16 protein-coding genes and 1 riboswitch are annotated in these 14595 nt (G+C 71.1%); of the genes, 11 read left to right on the top strand and 5 right to left on the bottom strand.

From position 1 onward, the window contains the following. Window positions 1-97 precede the first annotated feature (97 nt). Complete coding sequence (locus ASD56_RS14850; protein ID WP_235565740.1) at window positions 98-1057, bottom strand: alpha/beta fold hydrolase; 960 nt, start codon at window positions 1055-1057, stop codon at window positions 98-100. Window positions 1058-1120: 63 nt separating this feature from the next. Here ASD56_RS14850 and ASD56_RS14855 point away from each other — a divergent pair, with 63 nt between their 5' ends. The 4 genes from ASD56_RS14855 to ASD56_RS14870 all read left to right on the top strand — a co-directional run bounded on the left by ASD56_RS14855 (window position 1121) and on the right by ASD56_RS14870 (window position 3297). Beyond that, window positions 1121-1630 (top strand): carboxymuconolactone decarboxylase family protein, encoded by a 510-nt coding sequence (locus tag ASD56_RS14855; protein ID WP_055967593.1) that lies wholly within the window; start codon window positions 1121-1123, stop codon window positions 1628-1630. Next, window positions 1627-2355, top strand: coding sequence for a tyrosine-protein phosphatase (locus ASD56_RS14860; RefSeq protein ID WP_200947532.1), 729 nt, complete (start codon window positions 1627-1629; stop codon window positions 2353-2355). The genes ASD56_RS14855 and ASD56_RS14860 overlap by 4 nt, the downstream gene beginning before the upstream one ends. Window positions 2356-2410: 55 nt before the next feature. Continuing rightward, the gene (locus ASD56_RS14865; protein WP_055967596.1) at window positions 2411-2872 is read left to right on the top strand and encodes an SIP domain-containing protein; all 462 of its coding nucleotides are present in this window, start codon (window positions 2411-2413) and stop codon (window positions 2870-2872) included. 113 nt (window positions 2873-2985) lie between these two features. After that, entirely contained in the window at window positions 2986-3297 is a 312-nt protein-coding gene (locus ASD56_RS14870; RefSeq protein WP_157536140.1) for a hypothetical protein, read from the top strand. A gap of 31 nt (window positions 3298-3328) precedes the next feature. Here ASD56_RS14870 and ASD56_RS14875 read toward each other — a convergent pair whose 3' ends face one another. The 4 genes from ASD56_RS14875 to ASD56_RS14890 form a co-directional block, all read right to left on the bottom strand. Next, window positions 3329-3796, bottom strand: coding sequence for a hypothetical protein (locus ASD56_RS14875; RefSeq protein ID WP_055967601.1), 468 nt, complete (start codon window positions 3794-3796; stop codon window positions 3329-3331). Next, the gene (locus ASD56_RS14880; RefSeq protein WP_055967604.1) at window positions 3793-4614 is read right to left on the bottom strand and encodes an arginase family protein; all 822 of its coding nucleotides are present in this window, start codon (window positions 4612-4614) and stop codon (window positions 3793-3795) included. The genes ASD56_RS14875 and ASD56_RS14880 overlap by 4 nt, the downstream gene beginning before the upstream one ends. A gap of 109 nt (window positions 4615-4723) precedes the next feature. After that, entirely contained in the window at window positions 4724-5485 is a 762-nt protein-coding gene (locus ASD56_RS14885) for a PspA/IM30 family protein (protein WP_055967607.1), read from the bottom strand. 74 nt (window positions 5486-5559) lie between these two features. Beyond that, a complete protein-coding gene (locus ASD56_RS14890; RefSeq protein ID WP_055967612.1) occupies window positions 5560-7578 on the bottom strand; it encodes a TPM domain-containing protein in 2019 nt (672 codons plus the stop codon). A gap of 164 nt (window positions 7579-7742) precedes the next feature. Here ASD56_RS14890 and ASD56_RS14895 point away from each other — a divergent pair, with 164 nt between their 5' ends. The 7 genes from ASD56_RS14895 to ASD56_RS14925 all read left to right on the top strand — a co-directional run bounded on the left by ASD56_RS14895 (window position 7743) and on the right by ASD56_RS14925 (window position 14512). Further along, window positions 7743-8600 (top strand): DUF3097 family protein, encoded by an 858-nt coding sequence (locus tag ASD56_RS14895; protein ID WP_055967615.1) that lies wholly within the window; start codon window positions 7743-7745, stop codon window positions 8598-8600. 90 nt (window positions 8601-8690) lie between these two features. After that, window positions 8691-9356, top strand: a complete 666-nt coding sequence (gene trmB / locus ASD56_RS14900) for a tRNA (guanosine(46)-N7)-methyltransferase TrmB (protein WP_235565748.1) — start codon at window positions 8691-8693, stop codon at window positions 9354-9356. Further along, window positions 9353-10666 (top strand): MFS transporter, encoded by a 1314-nt coding sequence (locus ASD56_RS14905; protein WP_082541519.1) that lies wholly within the window; start codon window positions 9353-9355, stop codon window positions 10664-10666. Before trmB ends, ASD56_RS14905 begins: the two co-directional genes overlap by 4 nt. Continuing rightward, window positions 10666-11616, top strand: a complete 951-nt coding sequence (locus tag ASD56_RS14910; RefSeq protein ID WP_055967618.1) for a CPBP family intramembrane glutamic endopeptidase — start codon at window positions 10666-10668, stop codon at window positions 11614-11616. The genes ASD56_RS14905 and ASD56_RS14910 overlap by 1 nt, the downstream gene beginning before the upstream one ends. Before the next feature lie 62 nt (window positions 11617-11678). Further along, a riboswitch (guanidine-III (ykkC-III) riboswitch) is annotated at window positions 11679-11742 on the top strand. 9 nt (window positions 11743-11751) lie between these two features. Further along, window positions 11752-12072: a DMT family transporter gene (locus ASD56_RS14915; protein ID WP_055967620.1), complete on the top strand. Its 321-nt coding sequence runs from the start codon at window positions 11752-11754 to the stop codon at window positions 12070-12072. Between the two features lie 76 nt (window positions 12073-12148). After that, complete coding sequence (locus ASD56_RS14920) at window positions 12149-12607, top strand: CinA family protein (RefSeq protein WP_055967623.1); 459 nt, start codon at window positions 12149-12151, stop codon at window positions 12605-12607. A gap of 69 nt (window positions 12608-12676) precedes the next feature. Next, window positions 12677-14512: an alkyl/aryl-sulfatase gene (locus ASD56_RS14925; protein ID WP_055967626.1), complete on the top strand. Its 1836-nt coding sequence runs from the start codon at window positions 12677-12679 to the stop codon at window positions 14510-14512. Window positions 14513-14595: the final 83 nt, after the last annotated feature.

Consider the following 14595-nt stretch of genomic DNA (forward strand, 5'->3'; position numbering starts at 1 on the left):
GGTCGGTCCTGGGGGACGGCGATCCGGGCGGGTAGACAAAGCCTAGGTAACAGCGGGCTCCGACGGAGAACCCGCAACCCGGAACGCAATAGAAGCGTTAATCGTTCCCCGCGAGAGTGCGAAGACGCTCCCCGAGTTCGACGGGGACCTCCTCCTGCACGTTGTGGCCGGCCGGCACGCTGACGACAGAGGCCTCGGGAAGACGCGCGGTGAACTGCTCCGTGTCAGCGGCGGTGACGTAGCCGCGCTCGCCGCGGATGAGGGTGAGGGGCGCCTGCGCGGCATCCAGGTCGTGCCACCCCGCTTCGCCGAGGACCGCCGCGACGGCATCGGGCTCACCGGCTGCGGCGTCGGCGGGCGGAGCGGGCATGGCTGCGGCCGCCGCGGCGAGGTGGGCGAAGTGGTGCTTCCACTCCACCCGTCCGTCTGGGCGGATGCGGGAGTTGAAGTAGACGCCGCGCTCGGCCTTCCTCCGCGTCCCGCCGCCGAGGTCGAACGCGAGGGCCCGGTCGACGAGCTCGTCCCGGGACGCCCAGTCCGTGGGGCCGGCGAAGAACTCGCGGATCTGCGACGGGCCCGCGCTGGGGTCGATGCCGGGGGTGATGTCGATGACGACGAGCTCTCGGACGAGATCGGGACGGGATGCCGCGACCGCCGCCGCGGTCAGTCCGCCGAGGGACTGGCCCACCAGCACCTGCGGTCGTTCGGTCCACGCTTCGATGCCCGCGGCCACGTCGGGGGCGAGGCTCCGGCCGACGTACGCGAGGTCGGGGCGCCACGAGGAATCGCCGTGGCCGGGGAGGTCGATCGCCAGCGCCGGCAGCCCGAGAGCGAGGATCGTGGTGTCCCAGGTGTGGGCGTTGAGGCCGGCGCCATGGAGGAACGTGACGACGGGAGCGGCATCCGGATCAGACGGCGGCGCGTAGCGCAGCGCGCTCAGCACACGGCCGTCGGGAAGCGTCAAGGTCAGGCGCTCGCCGCGAGGAAGCGGGCGGTCGATGCCGGCGTCGGCGGCCTGTTCGGGCAGGAAGGAGAACTCGTCGATGGGTTCGCTCACCCGGCCATTGTCTCGCACCCGGCCGTCCGGCCCGGCGCGGGGCGGCGTGGGTAGGCTTTCGGCATGACGCATGAACGGCGTGTCCACCTGTCTCGCTCGGCTCCGCCGGCCTACCAGGCGCTCGCCGCCTTCTCGAAGAGCGTCGGCGGTATCGCCGCTGAGGGCGGCATCGACGCCCGGCTCAAGGAGCTCGTCCAGATCCACACGTCGCAGCTGAACGGGTGCGCCTACTGCGTGCGGGTGCACGTCGAGCGCGCTGTCGCCGCGGGGATCAGCGCCGACGTCCTGGCGCAGCTGCCGGTGTGGCGCGAATCCGGGGTGTTCTCCGACCGCGAGCGCGCCGGCCTCGAGCTGGCCGAGGCGTTCGTCTACATCCACGAGGAGGGTGTGGCCGACGACGTGTACGACAGCGTGGGAGCCGTCCTGAGCGAGAAGGAGTACGTCGCGCTCAGCTGGATCCTGGTGTCGATCAACGCCTTCAACCGGGTGGCGATCGCGGGCCGCTACAGCGTGCCGCCGCGTGACGACCTCGCGGGGGAGGACAGCGACGCGGCCTCCGGGGCGGCCTGGTGACCGACCCCGCCGAGCTGATCGTCCCGGGCGCGGTGAACCTCCGCGACACGGGCGGCCTGCCGGCGGGACAGAAGATCTCTCGTCACGGCGTCCTCTATCGCTCTGGGAACCTCGCCAGCCTCGACGACGCGGGCGTGCGGGCGCTCGGCGCGCTGGGCCTGCGCCGGATCATCGACCTGCGCGCCGACGACGAGGTGGCGTACGCGCCCAGTCGCGTGGACGGGCTGGATGTCGTCACCCAGCGGGTCCCGCTGTTCCTGGGCTCGGTGGCGGCCCTCTTCGCCGATGACATCAGCCTCGACGAGATGTACCGGCGGCTCGCCGAGGACTCCGCGGACGGCGTGATCGACGTCGTGCGGGGGATCCTGGCCGATCAGCCGGTGCTCGTGCACTGCACCGTCGGCAAGGACCGCACCGGAGTCACCGTCGCGCTCGCGCTCGCCGGCGCCGGGGTGGAGATCGAGGCCGTGGTCGCCGACTACGCCCGCACCGAGGGTCTGCTGCCGCCGGAGCACAACCGGCGGATCGTCGGCTACCTGCGGTCGCAGCATCCCGAAGCGGTTCACCTCGAGGATCTCGCCACCCGATCGCCCGCACCCGTCATGAGGGCGCTGCTCCAGCGCCTCACGGAGCGCTACGGCTCGACCGCCGGCTATCTGCGCGCGCACGGCCTCGGCGACGACGAGATCGACGAGCTCCGACGGGTGCTGCTGCGGGATGCGTGACGCTGCGTTGCAGTGAGGTTAGGCAACCCTACATTCGCGGTATAGTGGAGTCGTCATGAGCCATTCCATCGAGCACAGCGCCGCGACCTGCCGTTCTTCACGGCACACTCGCGTCCAGCACCTGATCACGGCGGACGAGTCCTCGTTCGCCGAGCTCGAGGCGCTGCTCGCGACGCTGCCGATCTGCTCGACGGGCCGCGTCTTCGTGGAGATTCCGGATGCCGAGTGGCAGGCCGACATCGTCGTTCCGAGCCGCATGGTCCTGACCTGGCTCGACCGCTCACAGCGCTCCGGCGCGCCCGGCACCGGCCGCGGCTGCGCTCCCGGCGCCGCTCTCTCGCGCGCCGTCAACGCCTGGGCGGACGAGATGCTGTGCGCGGAAGACGACCAGACGCGCATCCACCTGCTGGGCGGCTACCTCGGCACCGCCGACATCGTGGACCACCTCACCGGGATGGGCATCGGCGCGCAGGCGATCCACGCTCCCGAGCAGTACGGGCTCACCACGACCCGCTGAGGCCCGGTCTTCCGCGACGTCCGTCGCGCTCCCCTCTTGACGCGCGCCCCCAGCAGGAGTTCGATGAGCGCCGACGAGCGATGACGCTCGTCGACCATGGGAAGGGGAGGAAAATGCGAAGGAGAATACTGCTGGGGGTCGCGGTGGGGGCCGTGCTCGTGTTCGGATCGGCTGGAGGCGCGTTCGCGGGGGAGATCGGCGGCAACGGTCAGGAGACCCCCGCCGGGGACAAGGCGAAGTCGCTGTGTGCGTTCTCTGGGCTGGAGGACTTCGACCTGCTCGAGCCGGTTCAGCCGGGGGTCGTGCAGAACTGGGGTCACGTTCCCAAGGAGCTGCGCGACATGTTCAGTGACCGCGGCGCCGCCGTCGTGTCCACGCCGTTCGGCGAGGAAGGCTGCAACGCGTCGCTCTATCCGAACAAGTGAGGCACCCGGGCGTGGCCGGAGCACGCTCCGGTCATGCCCTGCTCGGGCGGCTCCGCGGCACGTAGTTGCCGTCCTCGAGGCCGGCTTCGATCTCGAACCGGTTGCGCAGGGGGTCGCGGCCGGCGAACAGGTACAGCAGCGGCATGAGGAATCCGTACCGCTGCCACTGGCGACGGTGGACCGCCTCGTGGCGCAGCAGGTTCTCGGTGACGCGGCCGTCGCCGGTGAGGAAGCACCCGGCGACGCAGACGCCGCCGCGCGCGAACGTCCACGAGGGCATGCCGCGGAACACCCAGAGGTCGCCGCGCTTCTCGACGCGCCCGGTGCTCCACAGTCCTCCCCAGATGCAGCCGACGACCATGCCGTACGCATAGCCGAGGCGGCTGATCGGTGAGTCGAGGAGGAGGGCCGGAATCCAGCGGTCGAGGTGCTGTCCGCGCGCGACGGCGCGCTCGGCCTGAACCTGCCAGTCCGCCGGCGGCGTCGCTATGGGCGTCACGCCAGCGCCCCGACGACGCGGAGAAGCGCACCGAGGTCGTCGGTGGCACGGTCCGGCGACGCCGGGGAGTATCCGGCGATGGACGAGCCGACGAGCGGCGACTCGGCCCGCACGCGCGCGATGGCCGAGGTCAGCTCGCCGACCGTGAGGCCGAAGGGCTCGGGATGGGCGTTGCCGGCGAGCTCGGAGGGATCGAGCACGTCGACGTCGACGTGGATGTAGACGCCGTCCGAGCCGATCGCGCGGACCGCGGCAGAGAGCGCGTCGGGGTCGCCCATGTCGGTCACCGTCAGCGTCGTGATGCCGAGCGCCCTGATCGCCTCGAGCTCGGCGTCGTCGAACGACCGTGCGCCGGCGACGATGACCCGCTCCGGTGCGATCATGCCGGTCGCGAGGGCGAGACCGGCCTCGCCCTCCCCGAGGACCGCGCGCAGCACCATGCCGGCGAAGGCGCCCGAGGGCGAGGAGTCCGGGGTGTTCAGGTCGGGGTGGGCGTCCAGCCACACCACGGTGAGCGAGGAGTGACCCCGCGCGGCGTGGGCGATCGGCGCGAGCGCGACGCCGCAGTCGCCGCCGATCGTGAGGACCGCGTCCTCGTGCGAGTCCAGCGCCGTGGCGATCTGATCGCGGACGTGCTGCAGGGCGCTCAGACGCTGGATGCCGGTGCCCAGGCCTTCGCCTGCTTCCATCACGACATCGAGCACGGTCGTGGACCCGCGGGGCAGGTCGCCCGCGATCGCCTGAGCGCCGTCGATGAGCTGCATCGCCCGCGACGAGGGGCTGCCCTGCCACTGCGGGACCACGAGATAGCGCGTCATCCCCTCATCCTCTCGCAGGGCGACCCGCGCCGCACCGCGTGGCGCACGCCGTGGGCGAACAGCAGAGGGGCGCCGGGCTCGCGCCCGACGCCCCGCCCGCAGCCGATCGCTACGGCATGTGCGGCGCGCTCGGCGCGTCGATCGCGGCCTGCGCGGGCGCGGCCCCCGACTTGAGGGCCGCGAGACGGGCCTCGACCTCGGTGAGCTCGCCGACGTCCTCGAGGCTCTCGAACTGGGCGTCCAGCGAGGATGCCGCGAGCTCCTGCTTGCCGGCGGCGAGGGCCTCCTGGCGGCGGACCTTGTCTTCGAACCGGCCGAGCTCGCTGGTCGGGTCGAGCACGTCGATCGACTTGACCGCGTCGTGCACCTTGTTCTGGGCTTCGGCGGTCTTGGCGCGGGCCAGCAGCTCGGAGCGCTTCGACTTCAGCTGCTCCAGCTTCTGCTTCATGCCGTTGAGGCCGTCCTTGAGCTTGGCGACGACCTCGGTCTGCGACGCGATGGTCGGCTCGACGGCCTTCGCCTCGTTCTCCTCGCTGATCTGGCGCTGCAGCGCGATCTTGGCGAGGTTGTCGAACTTGTCGGCGTCGGCGGTGCTGCCCGCGCGGCGCAGCTCGTCGGCCTTGCGGCTGGCCGCGAGCGCCTTGTTGCCCCACTCGGTCGCCGCCTGGATGTCTTCCTGGTGGTCGCGCTCGAGCAGACGCAGGTTGCCGATCGTCTCGGCGACGGCGGCCTCGGCATCCACGATGCTGTTGGTGAAATCGCGCACCAGCTGATCGAGCATCTTCTGCGGGTCCTCGGCAGAGTCGAGGAGTGCGTTGATGTTCGCCTTCATGAGGGTCGAGATGCGACCGAAGATGGACTGCTTCGCCATCGGATTTCCTTCCTATCGGACAAAACGGGTGGTGGGACGTGCAGGAGTGGTCGCGCGGAGCGCGCGTGCGCGGATCAGAAGCGACCACCTCCCCGACGGGCGCGCGTGCCGCCCCCGCCGAAGCTTCCGGGACTCCGGCCGCGGGAGGAGCCTCCGCCGAACATGCCGCCGAGGCTGCCGCCGCCGGACGAGCGTCCGCTGGAGCCTCCGCCGCCGAGCATGGAGTTGATGAGGATGCCGCCCAGCACGGCGCCGAGCATTCCGCCGTCTCCGCCGGACTGCTGCTGGCCGCCGCCGAACATGCCGCCCATGCCGCCGCCGTCGAAGCCGCCGACGTCGGCGCGCGCGAGCTCGATCGCGCGGGCGGCGAGACGCTCTGCCTCGCGGGCGTGCTGCACGGCGGTTCGCGGGTCGCCCGCGCGCAGCTGCTCAGCGCGGACGAGCGCGGCGCCGGCTTCGGCCAGAGCCGTCCGCGCGGGCGCTCCGACCGCCCCGCGGCGAGAGGTGATGTAGTCCTCGGCCGTCGAGACCTGACTCTGGGCCTGCTGGATCAGCTGCGCGACCGCCTGGCGGTCCCGCTGTTCCTGCTCCGCGGCATCCCGCACCGCTTCGACCAGTGTGTCGATCTGCTGGTTCGCCGCTTCGAGGCCCTGCAGCGCCTGCAGCGGGCGCTTGGCCTGGCTGGAGAGGTTGGCCCGGGCCGCGTCGACCTGCTGTCGGGTGCCGGCGATCACCGAGGCGATCCGGCCGTCGGGATCGGGCAGAGCGCTTGCGACGGCGATGTCGTGCTCGAGGTCGGCGATCAGGGCGGCGGCACCCTGCTCGCCCTGTGCGAGGTCGCCCGCGAGCTTCTCGATGGCGTTCTCGAGGAGGGTCGCCTGTGCGACGGCCTCCTCCGCCGCACGGATGCCGACCGCGGCCTCTCCGCCGTTGCCGGCCCCGATCGCTCGCTGCGCGGCGGCGAGCTGCTCGTCGGCGAACGCCAGCCGCTGGCGCGCCTGCTCGGGGTTGTCGTCGATGGTCGCGAGAGCTTCGGGCGCGTAGGACGCGGTGAGGGTGCGAAGCACCTCGGCCGAGCCCTCGAGCGCCGTGGCGGCCGCCGTCCGCTCCTCCTGGACGCGCGCGAGCTCTTCCGGCGCGTTCTGTTCGAGCTTGCGCAGCTCGTCGAACGCCTCGGCCTTGTCGTCGAGGAGGGTGTTGGCCTGCTCGCACAGCTCGATGATGCGCGTGTTCCAGGCCCGCACGTCGAGTTCGGAGTCGGGCGTGGCGTCGGCCAGCTGCTGCTGGAGAGTGAAGGCCTCGTCGAGGTTCTGCTTGGCCGTGGCGAGCGCCGCCTCGAACTCGGCCGTGGCGGCCTCGCCGAACTGAGCCGTGGCGAATCCGAGCTCCTGCGCGCTGGTCTTGATGGCGTCGTCGGTCTCGACGAGCGCTGAGGCGGCGCGCCGCTCGAGCTCCTCCAGCGGCACCTGCTCGACGGCGGGCGGGCCGGCGGGTCCCTTCTTGCGCCGCCGCACGACGACGACGATCACGGCGATCGCGGCGCCGACCGCGACGAGGACGAGGACCCAGGTCAGCAGGCCGCCCCCGCCGCCCGAGTCGCCCGGGGCTCCCGAGCCGCCGTTCGAGGCGTCGGTCAGTCCGTCCGCGGCGGCGTCGACGGCGCCGAGCCAGTCGTCCGCGCTCAGCGCAGGCTGGATGCGCTGCTGCTCGATCGTGGCGAGCTGCTCGGCGGTGATGGGACCCTCGGTGTCCGCCGACAGGTAGTACGAACGCCCGTCGACCGCGACAGCGAGGAGGTACTGCGAGACCCCGAGATCATTCATCTCTGCGGTCGTGTTCGCCCAGTCGGCGTTGTCCGCGGGGTTCGTGAAGTCGTCCACATAGGCCACGTAGAGGTCCAGGCCCGTCTCGGACTTGAGCTGCTCCAGGCGCGCCTCGGCGTCGGCGGATTCGCCGCTGCTCAGCACTCCCGCCTGGTCGACGACGTAGCCGGCACCGAGCTCGACAGGATCGGTCGCCCACGCGGCACCGCCGATCGTCGCGAACGCGACCGTCAGGGTCGCCGTCAGCGCCGCAGTCCATCGCGCACGCATCGATTCCCCCTTCGGGACGCGGAATCCTGGCCCTACGCGAGTCTATGCAGGCCCGGGCATGCCGCGGTAGTCCGGCCCGGGGACCTCCCAGCATGGCGCCGGTCAGCGGGTCGCTGCGCACGGTCCGAGGCGTCGCGGGGTAGCGTGTCCGACTCGGAGGACACATGGACGATCGCTACGGCACCGATGTGCTCGCCGACGGCTGGAAGGCACGCGCGGCGAAGCCGCTGCCCCGGGTCGAGGCATCCCGCGACCTGGTCATCGAGGTGGCGGACGACGGCTTCTGCGGAGCCGTCGTCGGCGTCGCGTCGGGCATGGTCGAGCTCGAGGACCGGCACGCCCGCCGGCGCCTCTTCCCGCTCGGACCCGGCTTCCTCGTCGACGGCGCCGACGTCGTGCTCGTGCCACCGGTCGCGGCGCCGGCGAGCACCGGACCACGGCGCACGGCATCCGGCTCCTTCGCCGCAGCCGACGCGCGCGCCCGGGTCGCCCGCGCCAGCCGCATCTTCGTCGAGGGCCGTCACGACGCCGAGCTCGTCGAGAAGGTGTGGGGCGACGACCTGCGCGCCGAGGGCGTCGTCGTGGAGTACCTGCAGGGCATCGACCTGCTCGAGGCGGTCCTCGCCGACGAGCCCCCCTCGGCCTCGCGGCGGTACGGCGTGCTCGTGGACCACCTGGTGTCCGGCTCGAAGGAGTCCCGCATCGCGCAGGCGATCGAGCGCGGACCGCACGGCGCGCACCTGCGCATCGTCGGACACCCGTGGATCGACGTGTGGCAGTGCGTCACGCCGGCGGCGATGGGCATCGAGAAGTGGCCGGTGATCCCGCGCGGGACCGAGTTCAAGGTCGGCGTGTGCCGGGCGCTCGGCTGGCCCGCCCGCGATCAGGCCGACATCGCGCGCGCCTGGCAGCGCATCCTCGCGTCGGTGAAGAGCTATCGGGACCTCGAGCCGGCCTTCCTCGGCCGCGTCGAAGAGCTCATCGACTTCGTCACCGCCGAGAGCGTCCCGCCCGCTCGCTAGCCTGGAGGGGTGCCCGACTCGCTTCCCCCCGCAGAGATCCCGTTTCCGTTCCGCGAGCAGCCGGTCTCGTTCGTGCGCCGCAGCGGCCGCATGTCGGACGGCCAGGAGCGCGCGTGGGAAGATCTCGGGCCCCGGTACGTGATCGACACCCCCCGTGACGTGGCCGAGCTCAGCATCCTCCCCGGCTCGACAATCGACCCGGCGAGCGTGTGGGGCCGCAGCGCCCCGCTCATCGTCGAGATCGGCTCGGGGCAGGGACACGCCATCGTGCATGCGGCCTCGTCGCGGCCCGACGCCGACTTCCTCGCGATCGAGGTGTTCCGGGCGGGCATCGCGCGCACCATGCTCGATGCCGAGCGCGCCGGGGCGGACAACCTCCGGCTCGTCGAGGCGAACGCCCCCGAGGTCCTCGACCACCTGCTGCCCGCGGCATCCGTCTCGGAATTGTGGGTCTTCTTCCCCGACCCCTGGCACAAGAAGAAGCACACGAAGCGCCGGCTCGTCACGCCGGAGTTCGCCGCGGTCGCTGCGCTCGCCCTGAAGGACGGCGGGATGCTGCGCCTGGCGACGGACTGGGAGGACTACGCCCTGCAGATGAGGTCGGTGCTGCACGCCGCCGATGACTTCGAGCCGGCGTTCGAGGGGGAGTGGGCGCCGCGCTTCGACGGCCGTGTCCTCACGGCCTTCGAGCGCAAGGGTGCGCGGGTCGGGCGCGACATCCGCGACCTGGCCTATCGACGGCGGCCGCGCACATGAGCGAGCCCGCAGATCTCGCGGGTGCTGTCGACGACGACAACCCCGAAGCGGATGCCGCTGCCCGCGACCGCTGGCGGGTGATCCGCCCCCTCGGCCACCGTGACTTCCGCGTGCTGTTCGGCGCCGTCGTGCTGTCGATCTTCGCCGCCGGCATGTGGGCCGTCGTCATGGTCTACGCCGTCATCGACGCCGGCGGCGGGCCCCTGGAGCTGTCGCTGGTCGCGGGGGCGAACGCGACGGGGCTGCTGCTGTGCGCCATCCCAGGCGGCATCGTCGCCGACCGCGTCTCGCGGCGCGCCATCGTGCGCGTCGTGGAGCTCGTGAACTTCCTCGCGATCACCTCGGTCGTGATCGCCGGGCTCTCGGGCCCCGTCAGCGTCGCGCACCTCGCGGTCGTGTCCTTCGTGCTCGGCGCGGGCGCCGGGTTCTTCTTCCCCGCGTACACCGCGATCCTTCCCCGCATCCTGCCGCCGGGTCAGCTGCTGGCTGCCAACGGCCTCGAAGGCGCGATCCGCCCGGCGCTGCAGCAGGCAGCCGGCCCCGCCACCGCGGGCGTCCTGCTCGCCGCGCTGATCCCGAGCCACGCCGCGGTCATCATCGCGATCGCTCACGGCCTGGCGTTCGTGGGGCTGCTCTTCCTCCGGGCGGAGCCGCCCGCACCTCACGACGAGCCCGAGCGGGCGGCATCCGTCTTCCACGATCTCAAGGAAGCGGTCGTCTTCACCGTCCGCACCCCCTGGCTCTTCGCGACGCTGCTGTTCGCGACCGGATGGGTCCTCGTGTTCGTCGGTCCCGAGGAGGTGCTGCTGCCGTTCCTCACGCGGGAGCGCATCGGCGAGGATCCGCGATGGTTCGGCTTCCTCCTCGCCGTGTACGGGCTCGGCGGCGTCGTGGGCTCGATCGTCGTCTCGTCGAGGAAGCTGCCGCGGCGCTACCTGACCGTCATGAACCTGGTGTGGGGCATCAGCACGCTGCCGTTCATCATCGTGGGCATCACCGACCAGTACTGGCTCATGCTGGTGTCGATGTTCATCATCGGATTCGGCTTCAGTTATGGCAACGTCATCTGGGGCACACTGCTGCAGCGACGAGTGCCGCGGCACATGCTCGGGCGCATCTCGAGTCTGGACTTCTTCGTGTCGCTGGCCCTCATGCCGCTGTCGATGGCGCTCGCCGGGCCGCTGGCCGAGGTCGTGCCCCTTCAGACGATCTTCATCGTCGCCGGCCTCCTTCCGTTCGTCTTCGGCATCGTCGCGATCTTCGCGGCCCGGATGCCGCAGGACGAAATCGCCCACCCCCTGGATCGCTGATGCCCGCCTCTCCCGCAGTCGCCCCCGTCGGCACGCTTCCGGCCTGGTCGTGGGGTCTCGCGCCCGCTTTGCTCGTGTGCCTCGCCGCGCCCGCCTTCTTCGTGCTGCGCGTCCCCTGGGTCGGCTGGGTGCTCCTCGCCGCCGGCCTCGCGGCGGCGCTGCTTCTCGAGCGAGGGGCGCAGGCCGCGCCGACCCAGACGCCGAAACCGCACGAACGCACCGGATCCGGCGCCGAGACGGTGCGTTCTCGCGTTCTCGGCGAGCCTGGCGGGCCCGGGGAGCCGAGGCGGCCGAGCCTGCTGCGCGACCTGTCGCTCATCGCGATCGGGCTGCTGATCGTCAGCGCGATCCCGCTGAAGGCCGAGCTCGACAACCTCGCGATCCTCCGGTTCGCGATCGCACTGGGCGGCGCAGTGGCGGTGCCGTACGCGATCTCACGGTGGGTGTACCGGGACCACGCGATCCGCTTCCCGTGGCGCGGCGGCGGCAGATGGACCTGGTTCCAATGGACCTGGCTCGCGGTGGTGCTGGTGCTGGGCTGGCTGATCCTGCCGTTCTACTTCATCACCTCGGGCGTGTACCTCAACTGGCCCGTCGTGGACACGCCGGACCTCATCGCTCGGCTGTTCGTGGGCGTGGGTGCGGTCGGCATCTGGGACGAGCTGTTCTTCATCTGCACGTGCTTCGCGCTCCTGCGCCGGCATTTCCCGTTCTGGCAGGCGAACCTGCTGCAGATGATCGTGTTCGTCTCGTTCCTGTGGGAGCTCGGCTACCAGTCGTGGGGCCCCCTGCTCACCATCCCGTTCGCGCTGCTCATGGGCTGGATCTTCATGCGGACGCGCTCGCTCGCCTACGTCGTCTCGGTGCACCTGCTGTTCGACGCCGTGGTGTTCCTGGTGCTCGTTCACGCCCACAACCCCGGGATGTTCGACGGCTTCTTCCTGGTCTGACCCGGGCTCGCCCCGGCACTCCGCTGCCCAGGCGCTGCACAGGGCTGCGCGGTACGCTGGACACCGGATCCCACCCGGATCCCCGGACGACGGATCAGTACCCGGTGAGCGACAAGACTGGCCGGGAGCACAGTCATGTCGTGGGTCATCCTCATCGTTTCCGGCATCCTCGAAGCCGTCTGGGCGACAGCGCTCGGCAAGTCCGAGGGCTTCACCAAGCTCTGGCCCACGGTCGTCTTCGGGGTCTCGCTGCTGCTGAGCATGGGCGGCCTCGCCTGGGCGATGCGCGACATCTCCACCGGCACGGCCTACGCGGTCTGGGTGGGCATCGGCGCATCGCTGACGGTCGCCTACGCCATGATCACCGGCGACGAGTCGTTCTCGTGGGTCAAGATGCTCCTCATCCTCGGCCTCGTCGGCTGCGTCGTCGGCCTCAAGGTCGTCGGCCACGAGTGAGCTGACCGGCCGGGACGCAAGCCCCGCCCGCCGATCGCAGCTCGCGTCTACTCTCGGAGCGACGAGAGGAGCGCGGATGACGCAGCAGACCGAGCAGCTGGCGGACGCGGCCCGTGCGCACGAGGTGCGGATCGCGGTCGCCGAGTCGCTGACGTGCGGCAAGCTCGCCAGCACCATCGGTGCGGGAACGGATGCCGAGAACTGGTTCGCCGGGGGTGTCGTGGCGTACCAGATGCAGGTCAAGGAGGAGGTTCTGGGTGTCGAGCCCGGAATCGATCCCTGCTCGGCCGCCTGCGCGGAGCAGCTGGCACGCGGCGTGAAGCGGCTGCTCGGCGTCGATGTCGCGGTGTCGACGACGGGCGTCGGCGGACCCGATCCGCAGGACGGCCATCCGCCCGGTACCGTCTTCCTCGGCTGGGCGACCGCGAGCGAGGTCGGGCATCGCCGGCTGGCGCTGTCCGGCTCGCCCGAGGACGTGCTCGCGCAGACCGTCGAGGCGTCGATCGCCCTTCTCGTGGAGCTCGTCGGCAGGTGACCCGTCGTTCACCGGATTGTCGGCGAACGAGGCTGGGCAGCGGCACCCGCCCGTGGATAGGGTCGGAGGATGACCAGCTCGCACGACTCCCTGCCGTTCTCCGACACGCGCGACTTCGACGATGCGGCCCGCGGGCTCATCGCCCGCCTGGAACCCAACGTGGTGCACGCAGCGGACGGCCGCGTCGTGTGGGACAACGACTCGTTCTCGTTCCTCACCGGTGACGCCCCCGACACCGTGCACCCGAGCCTGTGGCGTCAGTCGAAGCTGGTGGCTGCGGACGGCCTGTTCGAGGTCGTCGACGGCATCTACCAGGTGCGCGGCATGGATCTGTCGAACATCACGTTCGTCGAGGGTGACACCGGCGTGATCGTGATCGACCCGCTCATCTCGACCGAGACCGCCGCCGCAGCCTTGGCGCTGTACCGCGAGCACCGCGGGGAGCGCCCCGTCGTCGGTGTCATCTACACGCACAGCCACGTGGACCACTTCGGCGGCGTCAAGGGCATCGTCACCCAGGACGAGGTGGATGCCGGCATCCCGGTCATCGCGCCGGAGGGCTTCGTCGAGCATGCCATCGCCGAGAACGTGTATGCGGGGACCGCAATGGCTCGTCGCGCCGGCTACATGTACGGCGCGGTGCTCCCGCGCGGTCCGCGGGGCAGCGTCGGCGCCGGCCTCGGTCAGAGTCCCTCGACCGGCACCGTGTCGCTCATCTCACCGACCGACTTCATCTCCACCACCGGCGAAGAGCGCACGATCGACGGCGTGCGCATCGTCTTCCAGATGGCGCCCGGCACCGAGGCGCCGTCCGAGATGCACTTCTACTTCCCGGATCGCAAGGCGCTGTGCATGGCCGAGAACGCCACGCACACGCTCCACAATCTGCTGACCCTCCGCGGAGCCCTCGTGCGCGACCCGCACGTCTGGGCGCAGTACCTCAGCGAGGCGATCGAGACGTGGGGCGACGAGGCCGAGGTCGTCTTCGCCTCGCACCACTGGCCCACGTGGGGGCGCGAGGACATCGTCGAATTCCTCAGCCTCCAGCGCGACCTCTACGCCTACCTGCACGATCAGACGCTGCGTCTGATCAACAAGGGACTCACCGGCATCGAAATCGCCGAGCAGTTCGAGATGCCGCCGGCGCTCGAGGCGGCGTGGCACACGCACGGCTACTACGGGTCGGTCAGCCACAACGTGAAGGCGATCTACCAGCGGTACATGGGCTGGTACGACGGCAACCCGGCGCGCCTGTGGCAGCACCCGCCGGAGGCCGCCGCGACGCGCTACGTCGAGTTCATGGGCGGCGCCGACGCGGTCGTCGAGAAGGCCCGCGCCTCGTTCGAGGCGGGAGACTTCCGCTGGACCGCTCAGGTGCTCGACCATGTGGTCTTCGCCGAGCCCGACCACGCCGCGGCCAAGGCGCTGCTCGCCGACACGCTCGAGCAGCTCGGCTTCAGCGTCGAGAACGGCACGTGGCGCGCCGCGTACCTCGCCGGCGCGCAGGAGCTGCGCTCCGGCAACTTCGGCTCGCCGACCCAGACCGCGTCGTCCGACATCCTCGGCGCGCTGCCGCCGGAGCTGCTGCTCGACGCGATCGCGATCCAGATCGACGGGCCCAGGGCATGGCACCTCGATCTGGCCACGCGCTGGGTCTTCCCCGACAGCGACCAGGCGTTCCGGGTGACGCTCCGCAACGGCGTGCTCGTCGTGGTCGAGAACGGCAAGGGCGACGTCGACCTGACGATCACGGCGCCGCAGGCCTCGATCGCCGGAATCGCGTCGGGAGACGTCGCCGCAGCGACGGCGGCCGGGCTCAGCCTCGACGGTGACGCGTCGGTGCTGCAGACGATCCTGAGCGTGCTCGACCCGGGAGACCCCGGCTTCAACATCGTCCTGCCGTAGCGGTACCCGGCGGCGTTTCGACAGGAGAACTGCGCTTCTACAGGAGAATCCCGCCGGATTCCTCCTGCGGAAGCTCGGTTCTC

Source organism: Microbacterium sp. Root166 (genome assembly GCF_001427145.1).
In the GTDB taxonomy this organism is placed as follows: domain Bacteria; phylum Actinomycetota; class Actinomycetes; order Actinomycetales; family Microbacteriaceae; genus Microbacterium.